This is a genomic window from Pseudomonas sp. Nvir, assembly GCF_963778085.1.
Taxonomy (GTDB): Bacteria; Pseudomonadota; Gammaproteobacteria; order Pseudomonadales; family Pseudomonadaceae; genus Aquipseudomonas; species Aquipseudomonas juntendi.
On the sequence record NZ_OY970405.1, the window covers coordinates 1,964,290 to 1,982,550 of the forward strand.

Here is an 18,261-nt window from a genome sequence, read left to right on the forward strand (position 1 = left end):
GTCATGAGTACAGTGGATGAAGGTGTCACGCCGAGGAATGCTGGCAGGGCTTGTGGCCGCCGGCGCAGTGCTGCCCACGGGTTATTTCGCCTGGCAGAAATGGGACGAAGCCCAGGAGGCGGAGCTGGCCTCCGACGAACCGGCGGTGCCGGTGGACGATGTGCCTAATGCGCTGCTGGGCGAGCGCCTGACGGGTATCTGGGAGTGGCACCTGGTGGCGGGCGATGCGGCGCTGCCCGAGCTGGCGCGGCCGCTGGAACTGCTGCTGGACGTGGGGCAGGGGGCCCGGGCCGTGCGCGGCTACCTGGGCCTGCCGCCCTATGCCGACGGCATGCAGGTGTATGCGCCGCTGGCCGCCGAGCGCCTGCCGCACCTGCGCCTCAAGCTGATCTCGACGAGCGGCCAGGGTTACGACTGCGAAGCGGTGCTCGATGAGATCTGGGGGGGCTGGAGCCAAGGCGGTGGCGGTGCCACCCTCAGCGGCCAGGTACGCCTGGCCGGTGTCCAGGCGGGGTTTTCCGGGCCCCAGGGCCGCTTCGTCGCCCGTCGTCGGCCTTTCGTGCCGGCGCGAGAGCGGCTGGCCTTCGTTCCGGCGCTGCACGAGCAACTGATTTCGCCGGGCTGGCGCTACTTTCACCAGCTCTGGCATGCCACCCGTGACCGCTGGCACCGCATTGACGAATCCCGGCGCCAGGCCGTGCGTGGCCTGGGCTGGCAGGCCGGGCCGCTGGGCAAGGAGCGCAATGCCCGTGGCCATGACCGCCACCTCAACGGTTCGGGCGAGGACTTCCTGTTCATGCACCGGCACATGCTGCATGGCGTGCGCCAGGTGCAGGACCTGCGTTCGTGGCCGTGCCTGCCGGCGCCGCGCCCTTTTGTGGGCGAGAACCGGCAGGCGTTCGCCGACTACATGAACAACGTCACCGGCTACAGCGTGCCGCCTTGCTGGCAGGCCGACGACGATGACCACTTCAACCAGTGGCTGTACTACATCAAGAGCCGCGAAGGCCTGTACGCCAACTTCCAGCTGTGGGAAGCGCAACTGCACGACCCCGAGTACCTCAGCACGCTGTGCCTGGGGGAGCTGGGCTCGCGCATCGAACTGGGCATCCACGACTGGCTGCACATGCGCTGGGCGGCCATGGCCCAGGACCCGAACACCGGCTGGCCGATGGCCTATGCGCGGCGCAACCATGACTTTTCCGAGCGCTGGTTCGGGGCGAGCAACGATTTTCTCGGCGACCCGTTCTCGTCCCATGTGAACCCGGTGTTCTGGGCCTTCCATGGCTGGCTCGACGACCGCCTCGAGGACTGGTTCCTGGCCCATGAACAGGCACACCCAGGGGAAGTGCGGCGCTTGACCGTCAACGGCATTCCCTGGTTCGCGCCGGGGCGCTGGGTACGCGTGGCCGAGCCGTGGCTGGGGCCGTCCAGCGAAGGCTGCGGTGCCTGGGGCAAAGGCAATGGTGGTGGCAGCCAGCTGGACATCGAGACCATGAAACTGGCGCTGCAAGTGATCTTCAGCCCGGACCAGGAGGCCGAGCGGCTGATGAAGCGTGTGCCGCCAAGCCGGCCGTGGTTCGCCCGGTACCTGGCGCCGGGGCCGCGCAAGGATGGGCTGTAGCCGCGGCTGGCGCGGCCACCGCCCGGGCCTCACCGTTGCTGTGTCGCCCAGCCGCCGCCCAGGGCCTTGTACAGGGCCACGCTGGCTTGCAGGCGGTCCCTGCGCAGCTGCACGCGCTCGGCCTGGGCGTCGAACAGGCTGCTTTGCGCCTGCAGCACGCTGAGCAGGTCTTCTGCCCCGGCGCGGTAGCGGCTTTCGGCCAGGTCGAAGGCGCGCTGCGCCTGTTGCAGCGCTTGCTGTTGCCAGCGGGCCTGGCGGTCCAGGCCGTCGACACTGTTGAGCGCCTTCTCCACTTCGCCGAAGCTGGTGACCAGCACCCCGCGGTACGTTTCCAGCAGTTCTTCGTGACGCGCCAAGGCCTTGTCGCGCTCGGCGCGCAATTGGCCGTTGTTGAAGATCGGTGCGGTCAAACCCGCGCCCAGGTTGAGCACCGGGTTGCGCAACAGGTCGGCGGCCTGACGGTCGCCGGTGGCCAGGCTGGCGCTCAGGGTCAGCGTGGGGAACAGGGCCGCGCGGGCCACGCGCACGTCGGCCTGGGCCGCGGCCAGGCGCGCTTCGGCTACGGCGATGTCGGGGCGGCGCGTGAGCAATTGGCTGGGGATGCCGGCATCGATGGCGGGGCCTTGCAGCTGCTCGAAGGGCAGTGCCTCCAACTGTAGGTTCTGCACCGGCTCGCCGAGCAAGGTGGCCAGGGTGATCAGCGCGTCGCGGGCCTGCTGCCGGTACAGCGGCAACTGGCGCTGCTGGCCGGCCACCAGGCTCTGCTGCTGGGCCAGCTCCAGCGCGGTGGCGGAGCCGGCCTGGTAGCGGGTGCGGACCACGTCGAGGATTTTCTGCGCATTGCCCAGGTTCAACGTGGCGATACGGGTCTGCTCCTGCGCCGCCAGGGCTGCCAGGTAGGTGTCCGCGACCTGGCCGGCCAGGCTCAGCTCAAGGGTGTCGCGGTCCAGTTCGCTGGCCTGCAGGCTGTGGCCGGCGCTGTCGCGCGTGGCCGCGTTGCGCCCCCAGAAGTCCACTTCATAGCTGGCCGTGAGTGCCGTGTTGAAGTAATGGTAGGTGCGCTCCCTGCTGGAAGCGTCCAGTTCGCTGTAGCCCTGGCCCTTGAGCAGGCGCTGGCGATAGGCGTTGGCGCTGGCATCGAGCCGCGGCAGCAGTGTGCCGCCGGCGATGCGCACATCGGCGCCGGCCTGGCGCACCCTGGCCATGGCCGCCTTCAGGTCGTGGCTGCCTTGCCGGCTCTGGTCGATCAGGCGCGCCAGCTGCGGGCTGTTGAAGCTCGCCCACCAGCGCTCGATGTCCACGGCCTGCGCCTGGGGCACGGCCGGGCTTTGCCAGCCGGGCGGTGGGGCAACCGCGTTGTCCACCGGGGTGGTCTGGCTGCAGGCGCCGAGTAGCGCCAGCAGGGGGATCAAGGCAAACGGGGCTTTGGTCATGGGTTCATTCACTGGACAGGGCGGCCACCGGGTCGAGCCCGGCGGCCTTGCGGGCTGGCATGAAGCCAAAGATCACACCGGTGGCGACCGAGCAGGCAAAGGCACCGAACATGGCCAGGGCGGAAAACGCCACGGCCACCTTGGCCAGGTTCAGGCCTGCCCCGATCAGCAGGGCCAGGGCCACGCCGGTGACGCCACCGACCAGCGACAGCACCACGGCTTCGGTGAGGAACTGGCGCAGGATGTCGCGCTGGCGGGCCCCGGTGGCCACGCGGATGCCGATCTCGCGGGTGCGCTCGCGCACGGTCATCAGCATCACGTTCATCACCCCGATACCGCCCACCAGCAGCGAGATGGCGGCGATGGCCCCAAGCATCAGCGACAGGCCGTTGCGGGTCTGTGCTTCGGCCTGAATAAGGGCGGCGCTGTTGTCGATCTCGAAGTCCTGGATGCCACCGTGCAGGCTGGTCATCAAGCTGCGGATCGCCTGTTCCGCCTCATGCACCAGGGTGCTGTCGGTGGCGGCGATGATCACATATTCGGGGTACTCGACGCCGGACAGGCGGATGCGCGCAGCCGAATAGGGAATGGCGATGCGCAGGTCGTTGCGCTGGTTGGCGCCGCTGGAACCTTTGCTGGCCAGCACGCCGATGACCTGGAAGGGCACGTTCTCCACCAGGATGTAACGGCCGATCGGGTCCTGGCCGTCGGCGAAGAGCTTCTTTTTGACTTCGGAGCCGATGACCGCGACGGCAGCACCCGTGGCCATGTCGGTTTCGTCGAAAAAGCTGCCCTCGGCCACCGGCCAGTTGAGGATCGATGGAAACGCCGGGCTGTAGCCGCCGATGGTCGAGGTCATCTCGCCGTTGCCGTAGCGTACCTGGGCCTGCAAGGTGGTCGCGGCCATGATCGACTTGACCTGGGGCAGCTCGGCCAGGGCCTGCACGTCGCTCAGGCGGATATGGCCTGGTGGCGCGCGCGGGGTGGCCGGGGCGCCGTTCATGAACATGATGTTGGACCCGAAGGCGCCGATCTGCGCCATCACCTGGCGCTTGCTACCTTCGCCCACGGCCAGCATTACCACCACCGAGGCCACACCGATGATGATGCCCAGCAGGGTCAAGGCGGTGCGCGTGCGGTTGGTCCACATCATCCGCCAGGCGGCCACCAGGGCGTCGCGGGTTTCGCCGAGCCAGGGGCTGCGCGCCTGGTTGGCGTGGGCCAGGCGCTGGCGCAGGGCGTCGGCCTGCAGGGCGCCGGGTTTGGCTGCAGGGGGCGGCTGGCCGACGGCGCTGTCACTGACCACCGCGCCGTCGCGCACCTCGATGATGCGCTGTGCGCGGGCAGCGACGTTGCGATCGTGGGTGATCAGGATCACCACGTGGCCTTGCTGCGCCAGCTCGTCGAGCAGGGCCATGACCTCCGTGCCGCTGTGGCTGTCCAGCGCACCGGTGGGCTCGTCGGCGAGGATGATGTGCCCGCCGTTCATCAGCGCACGGGCAATCGACACTCGCTGCTGCTGGCCACCGGACAATTGCCGCGGGCGGTTGCCGGTGCGTTCGCCCAGCCCCAGGCGCCGCAGCAACACCTGGGCGCGTGCGGCGCGCGCGGCGGCGGGGGTGCCGGCGTAGATGGCCGGCATTTCGACGTTTTCCTGGGCCGAGGCCGACGGGATGAGGTGGTAGCCCTGGAACACGAAGCCGAAGGCTTCACGGCGCAGCCAGGCCAGTTGGTCGTCATCGAGCTCGGCCACGTCCTGGCCAGCGAAGCGGTACTGGCCGGCGCTGGGCCGGTCCAGGCAGCCGAGAATGTTCATCAGGGTCGACTTGCCGGACCCCGAGGTGCCGATGATGGCGATGAATTCCCCGGCATGGATGCTCAGGTCGATGCCGCGCAGCACCTCCACGGTGGGGCTGTCGCCGCCGCCATAGGCCTTGCGGATGCCGCTCAGCTGGATCAGCGGTGTAGGCATGCTCAACTTCCGTTGCCGGTTGGGCCGATCAGCAGGCGGTCGCCTTCCTTCAGGCCATCGAGGATCTGAACCCGCAGGCGATCGCTGAGCCCGATGCGCACGGCGCGTTGCTGGACCTGGCCGTTGTCGGCGAGTACCTGGGCGGTGCGCTGGTCGGGTTGGTCTGGCTTGCCTGCCAGGGCGGCGACCGGGGCGGTGAGCACGTTCTGGGCACTGCCGGCGACGAAGAAGACCTGGGCGGTCATGTCGGCCATCAGTGCATTGTCGGCGTTGTCGACGTCCAGCAGCACGGTGTAGAGCACCACGCGCCCGGCGCCGCTGCTGGTGCCGCCGCTGGGCGCGGCCGGTGCTGGGCTGCCACCGCCCTGGCTGAGCTGGTCCAGAGGCTTGGGTGGGATCGGCAGGATCTGCCGCACGGTGCTGGTCCAGCGCCGGCCACCGCCACTGAGGGTGGTGAAGTAGGCTTGCATACCTGGCTTGACCTGGCCGATGTCGGCTTCCGACACCTCGGCCCAGATGGTCATCGGCGACAGCCGTGCGATGCGCAGGATCAACGGCGTGCGCTGCTGGGCGTTGAGCGTCTGGCCTGCACGGGCGTCGACCGCCACCACGGTGCCGCTCATGGGGGCGTAGATGCGCGTGTAGCCCAGTTGAGCCTCGGCGCTGCGCAGGCTGGCCCGGGCCTGGAGGATCTGCGCCTGGTACCTGTGAATGCGCGCCTGGGTGGTCAGCACCTTGGCCTGGGCGGTTTGCACGTCTTCGTCGCGGGTGGCGCCATCGGCGGCCATGCGCTGCTGGCGTTGCAGTTGCTGCCTGGCCAACAGGTGTTCGGCCTGCTGTTCCTTGACCTGGGCTTCGAGGGTCTGGATGGCGTAGCGCTCGGCGTCCAGTTGCGCCTGCTGGGTGGAGGGGTCGATTTCGACCAGCAGTTGGCCCTGTTTGACCGTGTCGCCCACTTCCACGTGCAGGGTGCGGATCTGCCCGGAGGCCTGGGCGCCGACGTCCACATACTGGCGAGGCTGCAGGGTGCCCAAGGCGGTGACGCTGGATTCGATGTTGCCGCGCGCGACGCGCACGAAGGGGCGCTGCTCGGCGTCATTGGGCAGCAGCTGCCAGGCCGCCGCTGCAGCCAGGGGTATGAGGCAGAGCATGACGATTGCAGCGCGGCGGGTCAGGCGAAGGTAACTCTTGCGAAAGTAACTCATGCGAAAGTCCGGCCAGTGAGGGAAGGCTGCCGGTTAGACGAGGGTGGTGGGGCGAAATTTAGGACCCTGCGCGGGGCGGGGCCAAGGGGCCGGGCGCAGCCCGCTACGGTGCTGCTCCGGCCTGGTCAACGGGGTTCAGCCGCCAAAGGTCAGGGTGCCCTTCATGACCGTGGCGTGGAAGGGATAGGAGCAGAAGTACACATAGTTGTCACCCGGTTTCAGTGCCTTGGTATCCAGCGTGACGGACGCTTGCTCGTTGCCGCCGATCAGCTTGGTGTGCGCCAGCACCCGGGCATCACCTGGCTCGATGTAGTCATGGCCCTCACCGGCCTTGGCACCGTCGTCGGCCACGCCCTTGAGGTCATCTTTGCGGGTCAGCACCCAGTTGTGCCCCATTACGTTCCTGGGCAGGTTGCCGGGGTGCTTCAGGGTAACGGTGAACTGTTTGCAGCTGGCCGGCACGTGGATGGTCTTGAGGTCGTAGGTCATCTGGTCGGTGCCTTGGATGGTCACCGAGCATTGCTCGTCGGCGAAAACAAAGCCTGACAGCGTCAGTGCAGCCAGGGCTACGGCAGTGCGAAACATGGGCTATCTCCATCGAGGTACGGACGACGCCGGCCTTGAATACCGGCGTCCAAGGGTTCACCCAAAGACGAATGCGAAGTCGCCGGATTTAACCTGGGTGCTGCCTTACCACCAAGTTGTTGGGAACGATTGCGCTTTGCGCGTGAAAATTCTGCGAGCTGGCCACTTGATTTCTCGCCGGTTCCCGACAACTATCTAGAAAGACCCCTCCAAGAGCAGCCCTGGTGGACGCCTGTTGCTGGCGCAGTATGGTCAGGGAGCGTGCCCTATATCTCTACCCTTGCCCGGGCCACAACATGATCAACAAGTCGCTGCGCATCCTGATCGCCGACGAGCACCCGTACCAGCGCCTGCAGTTGGAACGGCTGCTTAATGGCCTGGGCTATTACCGGATCGCCCCGGTGGAGAGCTTTGAAGAGCTGCAGCGTCTGGTGCAGAGTGCGTTGCAGCCGTTCAACCTGCTGCTGGGCAATATCGAACTGGCCAGCCATGTCGGCGTCGACCTGGCGCGTTTCTGTGGGGTCAGCACGCAGATCCAGCATGCCCTGTTGTACCACACCCCGCACCTCAAGGTCCCCAGCGTGCCGCCGAGCGAACGCCAGGCGGTCAACGTGAGCCTGCCCCAGGTGCCGGACAACGAGGCCTTGCAGACCTTCATGGCGCTCATCGACAGCCCACTGCTGATCGGCACCCTGGCACTGCCGCCGGGCCTGTCGGGCAACACCGCACATACCCGCAGGCACCGCAACTTCGGCCAAACGGTGTTCAGCCGTTAGGGGCGGCCGGCGGGTATTTGCTATCCTCTTGCGCTTTGCCGATCTTGCGGACCCTGCCATGACTGCCATCGATACCGCTCGCCCGCCCCGGTTCAGCCGCGGCGATCACCGGACCCTGGGCCTGGCGGCGCTGGGCGGCGCGCTGGAAATCTACGATTTCATCATTTTCGTGTTCTTCGCGCTGACCCTCAGCCAGCTGTTCTTCCCGCCGGAAATGCCGGAGTGGTTGCGCCTGCTGCAAAGCTTCGGGATTTTCGTCACCGGTTACCTGGCGCGGCCGCTGGGCGGCATCGTCATGGCTCACTTCGCCGACCACCTGGGCCGCAAGCGGGTGTTCAGCCTGAGCATTTTGATGATGGCGCTGCCGTGCCTGCTGATCGGGGTAATGCCGACCTATGCCGAGATTGGTTACGCCGCGCCGCTGATCTTGCTGGCGTTGCGCATATTGCAGGGGGCTGCGGTCGGCGGCGAGGTACCCAGTGCCTGGACATTCGTTGCCGAACACGCACCGCCGGGGCGGCGGGGGTATGCCCTGGGTTTCCTGCAGGCCGGGTTGACCTTTGGCTATTTGCTGGGGGCACTGACCGCGACGCTGTTGGCCCAGGCTTTCAGCGCCGAGGAAATTCTCGATTACGCCTGGCGTTACCCGTTCCTGCTCGGGGGCGTGTTTGGCGTGATCGGGGTGTGGTTGCGCCGTTGGCTGAGTGAAACGCCGGTATTTCTGGCCCTGCGCGAGCGCAAGGAGCAGCCGGTGAAATTCCCGTTGCGCCAGGTGCTGGGCGCGCATCGTGGGGCGTTGATTCCGGCTGCGCTCCTGACCTGCGTGCTGACCTCGGCGGTGGTGGTGCTGGTGGTGATTACGCCGACGGTCATGCAGCAGCGCTTCGGCATGTCTGCCGCGCACACGTTCGCGCTGAGCAGCGTAGGCATCGTCTTTCTCAACATCGGTTGTGTGCTTGCCGGCCTGCTGGTCGACCGCCTGGGCGCCTGGCGGGCGTTGATGATCTACAGCGCGCTGCTGCCGCTGGGCATCGCTGCGTTGTATGCGAGCCTGGTGGGGCAGTGGGGCATGACGTGGCTGGCTTACGCGTTGGCCGGGCTCTGCTGTGGGGTGGTGGGTGTGGTGCCGTCGGTCATGGTCGGGCTGTTTCCGGCACAGATCCGGGTATCGGGTATTTCCTTCACCTACAACGTGGCCTACGCCTTGTGGGCCAGCACTACGCCCCTGGCGTTGATAGCCTTGATGCCGTGGAGCCCATGGGTGTGCGTTGGCTTCTGTCTGGTCATGGGCGCGGTGGGGCTGCTCACTGCCCGCTACTTTGGCCGCCGGCAACCTTCCGCGTTCGCGGCGGAGCCGATGCCGATCATGTGCGTCGACAAATGAACGAAAAAAGCCCCCGGGCCGCGAGGCCAGGGGGCTTTTTCTTGCTTCAGGGGCGGGCTTACATGTTCGGGTAGTTCGGCCCGCCAGCGCCTTCAGGGGTGACCCAGGTGATGTTCTGGGCCGGGTCCTTGATGTCGCAGGTCTTGCAGTGCACGCAGTTCTGCGCGTTGATCTGGAACCGCTTGTTGCCGTCTTCCTGGGTGACCACTTCGTACACGCCGGCCGGGCAGTAACGCTGGGCGGGCTCATCGTACAGCGGCAGGTTGCTGGCGATCGGGATGCTCGGGTCGGTCAGCTTCAGGTGGCAGGGTTGTTCCTCTTCATGGTTGGTGCTGGAGAGGAATACCGAGCTGAGCTTGTCGAAGCTGAGCTTGCCGTCCGGTTTCGGGTAGTCGATTTTCTGCGAGTCGGCCGCCAGCTTCAGGCAGGCGTAGTCCGGCTTGGTGTCGTGCAGGGTAAACGGCAGCTTGCCGCCAAACCAGTTCTGGTCGACATAGTTGAAAGCCCCCCCCAGCAGCGGGCCGAACTTGTGCAGTGCCGGGCCGAAGTTGCGGCTGGCGAACAGCTCTTCGTACAGCCAGCTGGCCTTGAACGCGCTGACGTAGCCGTCGAGCAGGTCGCCACCTTCACGCCCGGCAGCCAGGGCGTCAGCCACCGCTTCGGCGGCCAGCATGCCGGACTTCATCGCGGTATGGCTGCCCTTGATCTTCGAGAAGTTCAGGGTGCCGAGGTCGCAACCGATCAGCGCGCCGCCGTTGAAGACCATCTTCGGCAGCGAGTTCAGGCCGCCCTTGCAGATGGCGCGGGCGCCGTAGCTGATACGCTTGCCACCTTCGAGGTATTGGCTCATCACCGGGTGGTGCTTCAGGCGCTGGAATTCGTCGAAGGGCGACAGGTACGGGTTGGCATAGGACAGGTCGACGATCAGGCCGACCACCACCTGGTTGTTTTCCAGGTGGTAAAGGAACGAGCCACCGGTGTTGTCCTTGGCCATCACGTCCAGCGGCCAGCCAGCGGTATGCACCACCAGGCCTTGCTCGTGCTTGGCCGGGTCGATTTCCCAGATTTCCTTCAGGCCGATGCCGTAGTGCTGCACGTCGGCTTCGCTGTCGAGGTTGAAGCGCTTGATCAGCTGCTTGCCGATATGGCCACGGCAGCCTTCGGCGAACAGGGTGTACTTGGCGCGCAGTTCCATGCCGGGGGTATACAGGCCGTCCTTTGGCTTGCCTTCGCGGTCGACACCCAGGTCGCCGGTGACAATGCCGCGGACCACGCCGTTTTCATCGAACAGGGCTTCCTGGGCGGCGAAGCCGGGGTAGATTTCCACGCCCAGGTTCTCGGCCTGCTGGGCCAGCCAGCGGCACAGGTTGCCCAGCGAAATGATGTAGTTGCCCTGGTTGTGCATGGTTTTGGGCACGAACAGGTCGGGCACTTTGGTCGAGCTGCCGGCGTCTTTGAGCACGTAGATATCGTCGCGCTTCACTTCGGTGTTCAGTGGCGCGCCCAGTGCCTTCCAGTCGGGGAACAGCTCGTTCAGCGCGCGGGGCTCGAACACCGCACCGGAGAGGATGTGAGCACCGACTTCGGAGCCTTTTTCCACCACGCAGACGCTGATTTCGCTACCGGTTTCGGCGGCCTTCTGCTTCAGGCGGCAGGCGGCGGACAGGCCCGCCGGGCCGGCGCCGACGATGACCACGTCGAATTCCATGTATTCGCGTTCCACAGGTTCTCTCCTACTCATCAAGGCTCGTGCTGTTGCTGGGTCTTATGGGTGCATGCGCGCAGTGGCTCGTCACGGGAGCGAAACTGTAGCTGCGCAACTGACGGACTACACCGTTTTGTCTTGGCCGCGCATTATATCTACACCACTTGGCGGGTCCAATACAAACGTTTGTTTGAATTTGCCGCAGGCCAGTAAAATCACAGGCGTGCGGCTGGAGGGTGACCGATTTGCCGTATTGACCGGATTGGGTGTTACGGTCAAGATACGAGCGGTTTTACGTTCGCCGTAGGCTTGCAGCCGGGCGCAGGTACACCTCTAAAGACCAGGTGTGGAGCAGGGTTTTGCGGGCTTAGGCCGGTTTGTAGTGGAGTTTACACGCCACGACAGGAAATGACCCGTGAGTATTTGTCGCAATGGTCCGAACAAGACTGTTCGGTCACTGTGAAGATGCCGCTTCCCGGTACGTTTTTAGAGGTGCCCTTGTACCCACGCGCATCGCAGGGCTTTGCCCCAGGCGACTATCTATTCACCGGAGAGTAACGAGGAATCCATGAAGGTTCTTGTAGCTGTCAAACGAGTGGTCGACTACAACGTCAAGGTTCGCGTCAAAGCGGACAACTCCGGCGTCGACCTTGCTAACGTCAAGATGTCCATGAACCCCTTCTGCGAAATCGCCGTGGAAGAAGCCGTACGCCTGAAAGAGAAGGGCGTTGCCAGCGAGATCGTGGTCGTTTCGGTCGGCCCGACCACTGCCCAGGAACAACTGCGCACCGCCCTGGCCCTTGGCGCCGACCGCGCCATCCTGGTCGAAGCCGCTGATGAACTGAACTCCCTGGCCGTGGCCAAGGCGCTCAAGGCGGTTGTCGACAAGGAGCAGCCACAGCTGATCATCCTCGGCAAACAAGCCATCGACAGCGACAACAACCAGACCGGCCAGATGCTGGCTGCGCTGACCGGCTACGCCCAGGGCACCTTCGCCTCCAAGGTGGAAGTGGCCGGCGACAAGCTGAATGTCACCCGTGAAATCGACGGTGGCCTGCAGACGGTTGCACTGAACCTGCCTGCGATCGTCACCACCGACCTGCGCCTGAACGAGCCACGCTACGCGTCGCTGCCGAACATCATGAAGGCCAAGAAAAAGCCGCTGGAAACCCTTGCGCCAGACGCGCTGGGCGTTTCCCTCGCCTCCACCAACAAAACCGTGAAAGTTGAAGCCCCGGCTGCCCGCAGCGCGGGTATCAAGGTCAAGTCGGTGGCCGAACTGGTCGAGAAGCTGAAGAACGAAGCGAAGGTAATCTAAATGACTATCCTGGTTGTCGCTGAATACGAAAACGGTGCCGTAGCCCCGGCCACCCTGAACACCGTTGCCGCTGCCGCCAAGATCGGTGGCGATGTGCATGTACTGGTCGCTGGCCAGAACATTGGCGGCGTTGCCGAAGCCGCTGCCAAGATCGCTGGCGTGGCCAAGGTCCTGGTTGCCGATAACGCAGCTTATGCCCACGTGCTGCCAGAGAACGTGGCGCCGCTGATCGTCGAGCTGGCCAAGGGTTACAGCCACGTGCTGGCCCCGGCCACCACCAATGGCAAGAACGTTTTGCCGCGGGTTGCTGCGCTGCTGGACGTCGACCAGATCTCCGAGATCATCTCGGTCGAGTCCGCCGACACCTTCAAGCGCCCGATCTACGCCGGTAACGCCATTGCCACCGTGCAATCGAGCGCGGCCATCAAGGTGATCACCGTGCGTACCACCGGCTTTGACGCCGTGGCCGCCGAAGGCGGTTCGGCTGCCATCGAGGCGGTCGGTGCCGCGCACGATGCTGGTATCTCGGCGTTCGTTGGCGAAGAGTTGGCCAAGTCCGACCGCCCAGAGTTGACTGCCGCCAAAATCGTCGTTTCCGGCGGCCGTGGCATGGGTAACGGTGACAACTTCAGCCACCTGTACAGCCTGGCCGACAAGCTCGGTGCTGCCGTGGGTGCCTCGCGCGCCGCCGTCGACGCCGGCTTCGTGCCCAACGACATGCAGGTCGGCCAGACCGGCAAGATCGTCGCGCCGCAGCTGTACATCGCCGTGGGCATTTCCGGTGCGATCCAGCACCTGGCCGGCATGAAGGACTCCAAGGTGATCGTTGCGATCAACAAGGACGAAGAAGCGCCGATCTTCCAGGTGGCTGACTACGGGCTGGTCGCGGACCTGTTCGAAGCGGTGCCAGAGCTGGAAAAGCTGGTCTGATCCGCCTGCTTCACTTATAAAGAACCCGGCCCCGTTACAGGGGCCGGGTTTTTTTATGGCCGGTTACGGGTCAATCGCGATACAAGGAGTGAGCAATGGTGCTGCGTAAAGCAGGCAGGGTGCTGGCATGCATGGCGGTCTTGGTTGCGCCACCGGCCATGGCGGCAGGCAAGTGCGAACGCCTGGTAGCAACCGGCAGCCCTGATGCGCCGCCCTATTCGTGGCAGGACCCGAAAAACCCGCAGCACCTGATCGGTGCCAACGTCGACCTGCTGCGTCAGGTGGCTGGCGAGCTGGGGGTGAAGGTGGAGGTGCTCAGTGCCGGGCGTCGCGAACAGGCACTGCAAGAGGTTCGCAGCGGCCGCATGGACCTGCTGATCGACACGCCGATGCAGGTGGAGCAACTGACTGCGCTGGACTATATCCACCCCCCGTTGCAGTTGAACGAGTACCTGGTGTGGACGCGGCACGATGCGCAACTGACCATCGATGGCCCGGCCGACCTGGCCCGCTACCAGGGTAGTTTGTCCGAGCGGGCGCGCCTGACGCCGGCCTTTACTGCGTTCGCCAAGGCGCAACTGAAGCTGGTGCCTGCGCAGAACCTTACTCAAGCGTTCCAGAAGCTGGTGCTCGGCCAGGTGGATTACGTGCTGGCTGGCCGTTATGCCGGTATGGCCATGGCTCAGAGCCTGGGCATGAGCAATGACCTGATTGCGCGGGGTTTGCCGGTCGACCGCCCAGGCTTGTACTTGGCGCTGTCGCACAATTCCGCGTGCAATGACAGTTGGTTGCGTGGGCAATTGGCGAAAAAACTGACAGAATTGCCGATCTCCGGTGCATCCGAAGCGGTACTGCAACGTAATGTCGAGCGCTGGAAAGCGCAGCTGCAAGTACCGGCGGACGCCCCCAAACACTAGGAAGATTGCGTGAGAACCCAACCACTGATCCTTGCCCTGGCCGTGCTTGGCCTGGCGGGCTGCGCCAATGACCCGGCCCCTAACGAGCAGATGCGTATTTCCGAACAGGCGCTGGAGCAGGCCAGGGCCGTCGGTGCAACCGACCAGGTCGAATCGCTGAAACTGGCCGAAGACAAGCTGGCGCGGGCCAGGACCAACATGCTGACCGAAGACTACCGCGATGCGCGCATGCGCGCCGAGCAGGCGGAACTGGACGCGCGTTTTGCCGAGGCCCAGGTGCTGAACCAGAAGAGTGAAGAGCAGTTGCAGTTGTTGCAGTCGCGGGTGCAGCGCCTGCGCAAGCAGCTGGAGGTGCAGCCATGAACCGTCACGCACCCTTCGCCGTACTGGCAGTGCTGGCCCTGGCGGCAGGCCTGCAGGGTTGCGCCAGCCAGCGCAGCAGCGCGGCGCTTGAGCAAGCCAGCGCCGCCTTCCAGAAGGTCAAGGACGATTCCGACGTGCTGCGCAGCGCGCCGCGTGACGTGATTCGTGCAGGCGAGTCGCTGGCGCGCGCCGAGCGCTTGTCCAGCTACATCGGCACCGGCTCCGATGTGCGCCATTACGCTTACCTCAGCCAGCGTTACAGCGAGATTGCCGGTGAGCATGCCAAGCTGGCGCTGAACCAGGAGCGCCAGGCCAAGCTGGACCTGGAGCGCCAGCGTTTGCAGCTGGCTTTGCGCGAGGCCAAACTGGCCAGCGTGCAGCAGCAAGGCAAATGGGTCGAGGCGCAAATTGCCGCGCTGGCCTCGGAGCAAGCCGACCGCGGCCTGGTAATGACCTTGGGTGACGTGCTGTTCGACACCGGCAGTGCCAACCTGAAAAACACCGCCAGCCGAACCGTGCTCAAGCTGGTGCAGTTCCTGCAGCTCAACCCACACCGGGTGGTACGCATCGAGGGCTATACCGACAGCACGGGTACACCTGAAGAAAACCTCAAGCTGTCGCACGACCGGGCTCAGTCCGTTGCCGACATGCTGGTGGACCTTGGTGTCGACGAAAAGCGCCTGCAGGTCGAAGGCTACGGCGACCAGTACCCGATCGAGGCCAATGCCTCGGAGCGGGGTAGGGCGCAGAACCGCCGGGTCGAGATTGTGTTTTCCGACGACAAGGGCAGGCTCGCGCCGGCGCGTTGAGCGTGAGTGTTCGGCTCGGTGCGGTCGGCGCCGATCAGATCGCGCGCCGCCCGCGCGGCGCTGGATCTCACAGGCGCTGAAGATGCAGTGGCGGCCCAACCATCTGTCCCGGTACACTTCTTGACTGTTACGGTATCCTCTACTGTCAGTGAGTCGCACAAGAACAACGAGCCCGTCCGCGCGTCGAGATCCCGCCATGACCAACCTGCTGCTGTACCAGCGTATCGCCCAGCAACTGGCCGATGACATTCGTCGCGGCGTCTACCAGCCAGGCGAGCGGGTACCCTCCGTACGCAAGATGAGCGCGCAGCTCAACGTCAGCCATGCCACGGTGCTGCAGGCCTACGCCAACCTCGAAGACCAGGGCCTGATCCGTGCGCGGCCGCAGTCCGGCTACTATGTGCACCAGACCCCGGCCCTGACCGCCCCGACCCCGGATATCGCCAGGGTCGAACGCCCAGGCCTGGTCACACGTGCCAGCATCATCCAGCAGGTACTGACCGAGGCCCGCCGCGACGGTGTGTTCCCGTTCGGTGCTGCCGTGCCGCATGTGGATTATCTGCCTGTGCGCGCACTGCACCAGCAAATCGCCAAAGTGACACGCTTCCACAGCCCGCGCGCCTTCAGCTATATGTTCAGCCCAGGGTTCGAGCCGCTGCGCCGGCAAATTGCCATTCGCATGCGCGATGCCGGTGTGATCGTCGACCCGCGTGAGGTGATCGTGACCCACGGCTGTGTCGATGCCCTGCAGATGTCGTTACGCGTGCTGACCCGCCCCGGGGACCTGATCGCCGCCGAGTCGCCGACCTATTACGGTTTGCTGCAGCTGGCGGACCTGCTGGGTTTGAAAGTGATCGAGATCCCCAGCGACCCGTCCACGGGGATCAGCCTCGAAGCCTTGCAACTGGCGGCAAACCAGTGGTCGATCAAGGCCTTGGTGTTGACTGCGCGGCTGAGCAACCCGCTGGGCGGTACGGTGCCGGAAGAGCGGCAAAAGCAACTGCTGCGCCTGGCGTCGGACTTCGATATCCAGATCATCGAGGACGACATCTATGGCGAGTTGATGTTCGAGCAGGGCAAGAGCAAGGCACTGAAAGCCTTCGATCGGCTGGACCGGGTGATCTACTGTTCGAGCTTCTCCAAAACCTTGTCTCCCGGGGTGAGGGTTGGCTGGATGATCGCCGGGCGTTACCAGGACGAGATACAGCGCCTGCAAACTTTCACCACCCATTCAGCCTGCAGCGTGACCCAGATGGGTGTGGCAGCGTACCTGGAAAATGGCGGCTACGACCGGCAGCTGCGCTATATCCGCCAGGAGTACCGCAAGAACCTCAGTGCCTACCAGCTGGCGGTGCAGCAGCACTTCCCCGAAGGTACCCAGATGACCCGGCCTACCGGGGGGTTCATCCTCTGGGTGAGCCTGCCTGGGCGGGTGAATACGCAAGAGCTGCATGTGCGTGCGTTGGAGCAGGGCATCAGTATTGCTCCGGGGTTGATATTCAGTAACACGGAACAATTCAACCACTGCATCCGCCTCAACTGCGGTATTCCGTGGAACAAGGAGGCCGAGCGGGCGGTCATGACCTTGGGCTTGCTGGCGCAGCAGCTGTGCCGCGAGCCTGCGCTCACACTTTTGTGAGGGTTGCCAGCAGCCCGCGGAACAGGGAGCATACGAGCCTTTACAGCGGGTCTGTCCATTTGCCATGAATGCATTACGTCGTTTTGTTCTGATTCTGTGCCTTGCGGCCCCGTGCTGCGCCGCCGCGGGCCTGGCCTTCGCTGCGCAGCCGGCGCAGGCCCAGCAGGCACAGACAAAAAACGCCGCCAAGCCTGCGCAGAAGCCGGTAGTCCGCAAAGCCCCTGCCAAGAAAGCAAAACCGCGAAGCAAGGCAGTTGCCAAGCCTTTGCCCAAAGCAAAGTTGGACTTGAGCCTGCCCACCGACCTGGTCGACAACCTTGAGCCAGACATAGGGACACCTTCGCCGATCCAGCGCCGCAAACCGCTGCTGCCCCCTATGTTCCGGGACAAGCCGGAAGCCGACGACAGCCCGTTCCAGCTCAATGGCCGCTTGATCAACAATGAAATGCAGCTGCAATTGCGCAATGACAGCCGCCGTGAAGTGGAAGGTGCGGCCATCGATTTCGAGTTCCGGCAGTAAGGGGCAAACTGACTGCCGGGTCATGTCATTTTTCATCGTGCCAGCAATTTCAAACACCTGTTTGGGCGGGTACTATCCAGGGGCGTTCGTCCCGTTACTTGTTTCAGGGAGTCCTGAGTTTGGTGAATCGCCATGAACTGCCGTGAGGGCTGCGGTGCCTGCTGCATTGCCCCGTCCATCACCTCTGCCATGCCGCGCATGCCCAATGGCAAGCCAGCTGGCGAGCGCTGCCTGCACCTGACGGCGGCCAACCTCTGCGACCTGTTCGGCAAGCCTGAGCGGCCAGCAGTGTGTGGCGGGTTCAAGGCAGATGTCGAGGTGTGTGGCAGTGACCGTGACGAAGCGATCAGGATTCTTGGCTGGTGGGAGCAGATGACGGCGGCGTGAAAGGCTGGATCTTCGACAACAAGGATAAACATGATGAGATCGTTAAAGCGTATTGCACTGCTGTGTGGCGTGGGTGTTCTGCTTTCGCCGGCGGCCTGGGCCGAGAACTGGCAAGTGGCCAAGGACGAGGAAGGCATCAAGGTGTCCCTCAGCGAAGTCGCTGGCTCCAAGTACAAGGCCTATCGCGGGGTGACCGTGATCAAGGCGCCGCTGGCCAAGGTCGAGGCACTGCAGGAAGACGCGGCCGGGGCATGTGCATGGATCCACGAATGCAAATCGCAGAAGCTGCTCAAGCATGAAGGTAACCAGAGCTGGACCTACACCCAGTTCAATACGCCATGGCCGGTGACGCCGCGCGATTCGGTGCTGCATATCACCACTGTCAAGGAGGCTGATGGCAGCGTCACCCGCAACCTGAAAGAAGAGCCGACCTACCTGCCGGAAGAGAAGGGCTTCGTGCGGGTGGCTAAAGTCGAAGGGTTCTGGAAGCTGGTGCCCAAGGGCGACACCACCGAAGTGACCTACCAGGTGCATACCGAGCCGGGTGGTAGCGTGCCGGCGATGGTCGCCAACAAGTTCGTGGTGGATTCGCCGTTCAATACCCTCAAACAGCTGCGTGAACGGGCTGAGAAAAACTGAGGCCTCGCACTGCCTGTAGCGCCTTCAGGTGATGGCGCTACAGGTGGCACCGGCG

17 protein-coding genes are annotated in these 18,261 nt (G+C 64.6%); 12 read left to right on the forward strand and 5 right to left on the reverse strand.

The features are described 5' to 3' along the window. The first annotated feature begins 16 nt into the window (after nt 1–16). On the forward strand, nt 17–1,624 hold the full coding sequence (gene pvdP, locus AACG97_RS09345) for a pyoverdine maturation tyrosinase PvdP (protein WP_225785728.1): 1,608 nt from the start codon (nt 17–19) through the stop codon (nt 1,622–1,624). Nucleotides 1,625–1,653: 29 nt separating this feature from the next. On the opposite strand, the gene AACG97_RS09350 is transcribed toward pvdP, so the two are convergent. From AACG97_RS09350 to azu, 4 genes are all read right to left on the reverse strand, one after another. Then, entirely contained in the window at nt 1,654–3,057 is a 1,404-nt protein-coding gene (locus AACG97_RS09350; protein ID WP_225785727.1) for an efflux transporter outer membrane subunit, read from the reverse strand. Between the two features lie 4 nt (nt 3,058–3,061). Beyond that, on the reverse strand, nt 3,062–5,029 hold the full coding sequence (locus tag AACG97_RS09355; RefSeq protein ID WP_009684732.1) for a MacB family efflux pump subunit: 1,968 nt from the start codon (nt 5,027–5,029) through the stop codon (nt 3,062–3,064). Between the two features lie 2 nt (nt 5,030–5,031). Beyond that, nucleotides 5,032–6,234, reverse strand: coding sequence for an efflux RND transporter periplasmic adaptor subunit (locus AACG97_RS09360; protein ID WP_225785726.1), 1,203 nt, complete (start codon nt 6,232–6,234; stop codon nt 5,032–5,034). Between the two features lie 135 nt (nt 6,235–6,369). After that, nucleotides 6,370–6,819: an azurin gene (gene azu, locus AACG97_RS09365; protein ID WP_125854491.1), complete on the reverse strand. Its 450-nt coding sequence runs from the start codon at nt 6,817–6,819 to the stop codon at nt 6,370–6,372. Between the two features lie 296 nt (nt 6,820–7,115). Here azu and AACG97_RS09370 point away from each other — a divergent pair, with 296 nt between their 5' ends. Together AACG97_RS09370 and AACG97_RS09375 are read left to right on the forward strand one after the other, a co-directional pair. After that, the gene (locus tag AACG97_RS09370) at nt 7,116–7,595 is read left to right on the forward strand and encodes a response regulator (RefSeq protein WP_009684728.1); all 480 of its coding nucleotides are present in this window, start codon (nt 7,116–7,118) and stop codon (nt 7,593–7,595) included. Between the two features lie 58 nt (nt 7,596–7,653). After that, on the forward strand, nt 7,654–8,979 hold the full coding sequence (locus AACG97_RS09375) for an MFS transporter (RefSeq protein WP_009684727.1): 1,326 nt from the start codon (nt 7,654–7,656) through the stop codon (nt 8,977–8,979). A 58-nt stretch (nt 8,980–9,037) separates the two neighbouring features. Here the strand turns inward: AACG97_RS09375 and AACG97_RS09380 are convergent, their stop codons facing one another. Next, nucleotides 9,038–10,720 carry an electron transfer flavoprotein-ubiquinone oxidoreductase gene (locus AACG97_RS09380; RefSeq protein ID WP_080709229.1) on the reverse strand — a complete coding sequence of 561 codons (1,683 nt, stop codon included), beginning with the start codon at nt 10,718–10,720 and terminating at the stop codon, nt 9,038–9,040. Nucleotides 10,721–11,252: 532 nt separating this feature from the next. On the opposite strand from AACG97_RS09380, the gene AACG97_RS09385 reads away from it, so the two are divergent. From AACG97_RS09385 to AACG97_RS09425, 9 genes are all read left to right on the forward strand, one after another. Then, entirely contained in the window at nt 11,253–12,002 is a 750-nt protein-coding gene (locus AACG97_RS09385; RefSeq protein ID WP_029886526.1) for an electron transfer flavoprotein subunit beta/FixA family protein, read from the forward strand. Next, nucleotides 12,003–12,932: an electron transfer flavoprotein subunit alpha/FixB family protein gene (locus AACG97_RS09390; protein WP_009684724.1), complete on the forward strand. Its 930-nt coding sequence runs from the start codon at nt 12,003–12,005 to the stop codon at nt 12,930–12,932. It abuts the gene before it with no gap. Between the two features lie 95 nt (nt 12,933–13,027). After that, nucleotides 13,028–13,849: a substrate-binding periplasmic protein gene (locus tag AACG97_RS09395; RefSeq protein WP_029886527.1), complete on the forward strand. Its 822-nt coding sequence runs from the start codon at nt 13,028–13,030 to the stop codon at nt 13,847–13,849. Between the two features lie 9 nt (nt 13,850–13,858). Then, nucleotides 13,859–14,212, forward strand: coding sequence for a DUF4398 domain-containing protein (locus AACG97_RS09400; protein WP_029886528.1), 354 nt, complete (start codon nt 13,859–13,861; stop codon nt 14,210–14,212). Further along, nucleotides 14,209–15,021 (forward strand): OmpA family protein, encoded by an 813-nt coding sequence (locus AACG97_RS09405; RefSeq protein WP_009684721.1) that lies wholly within the window; start codon nt 14,209–14,211, stop codon nt 15,019–15,021. Before AACG97_RS09400 ends, AACG97_RS09405 begins: the two co-directional genes overlap by 4 nt. Nucleotides 15,022–15,217: 196 nt before the next feature. Continuing rightward, entirely contained in the window at nt 15,218–16,660 is a 1,443-nt protein-coding gene (locus AACG97_RS09410; protein WP_009684720.1) for an aminotransferase-like domain-containing protein, read from the forward strand. Between the two features lie 64 nt (nt 16,661–16,724). After that, nucleotides 16,725–17,180, forward strand: a complete 456-nt coding sequence (locus AACG97_RS09415; RefSeq protein ID WP_009684719.1) for a hypothetical protein — start codon at nt 16,725–16,727, stop codon at nt 17,178–17,180. A gap of 132 nt (nt 17,181–17,312) precedes the next feature. Further along, on the forward strand, nt 17,313–17,567 hold the full coding sequence (locus AACG97_RS09420; RefSeq protein WP_009684718.1) for a YkgJ family cysteine cluster protein: 255 nt from the start codon (nt 17,313–17,315) through the stop codon (nt 17,565–17,567). Between the two features lie 33 nt (nt 17,568–17,600). Further along, the gene (locus AACG97_RS09425) at nt 17,601–18,206 is read left to right on the forward strand and encodes an START domain-containing protein (RefSeq protein WP_009684717.1); all 606 of its coding nucleotides are present in this window, start codon (nt 17,601–17,603) and stop codon (nt 18,204–18,206) included. Nucleotides 18,207–18,261 lie beyond the last annotated feature (55 nt).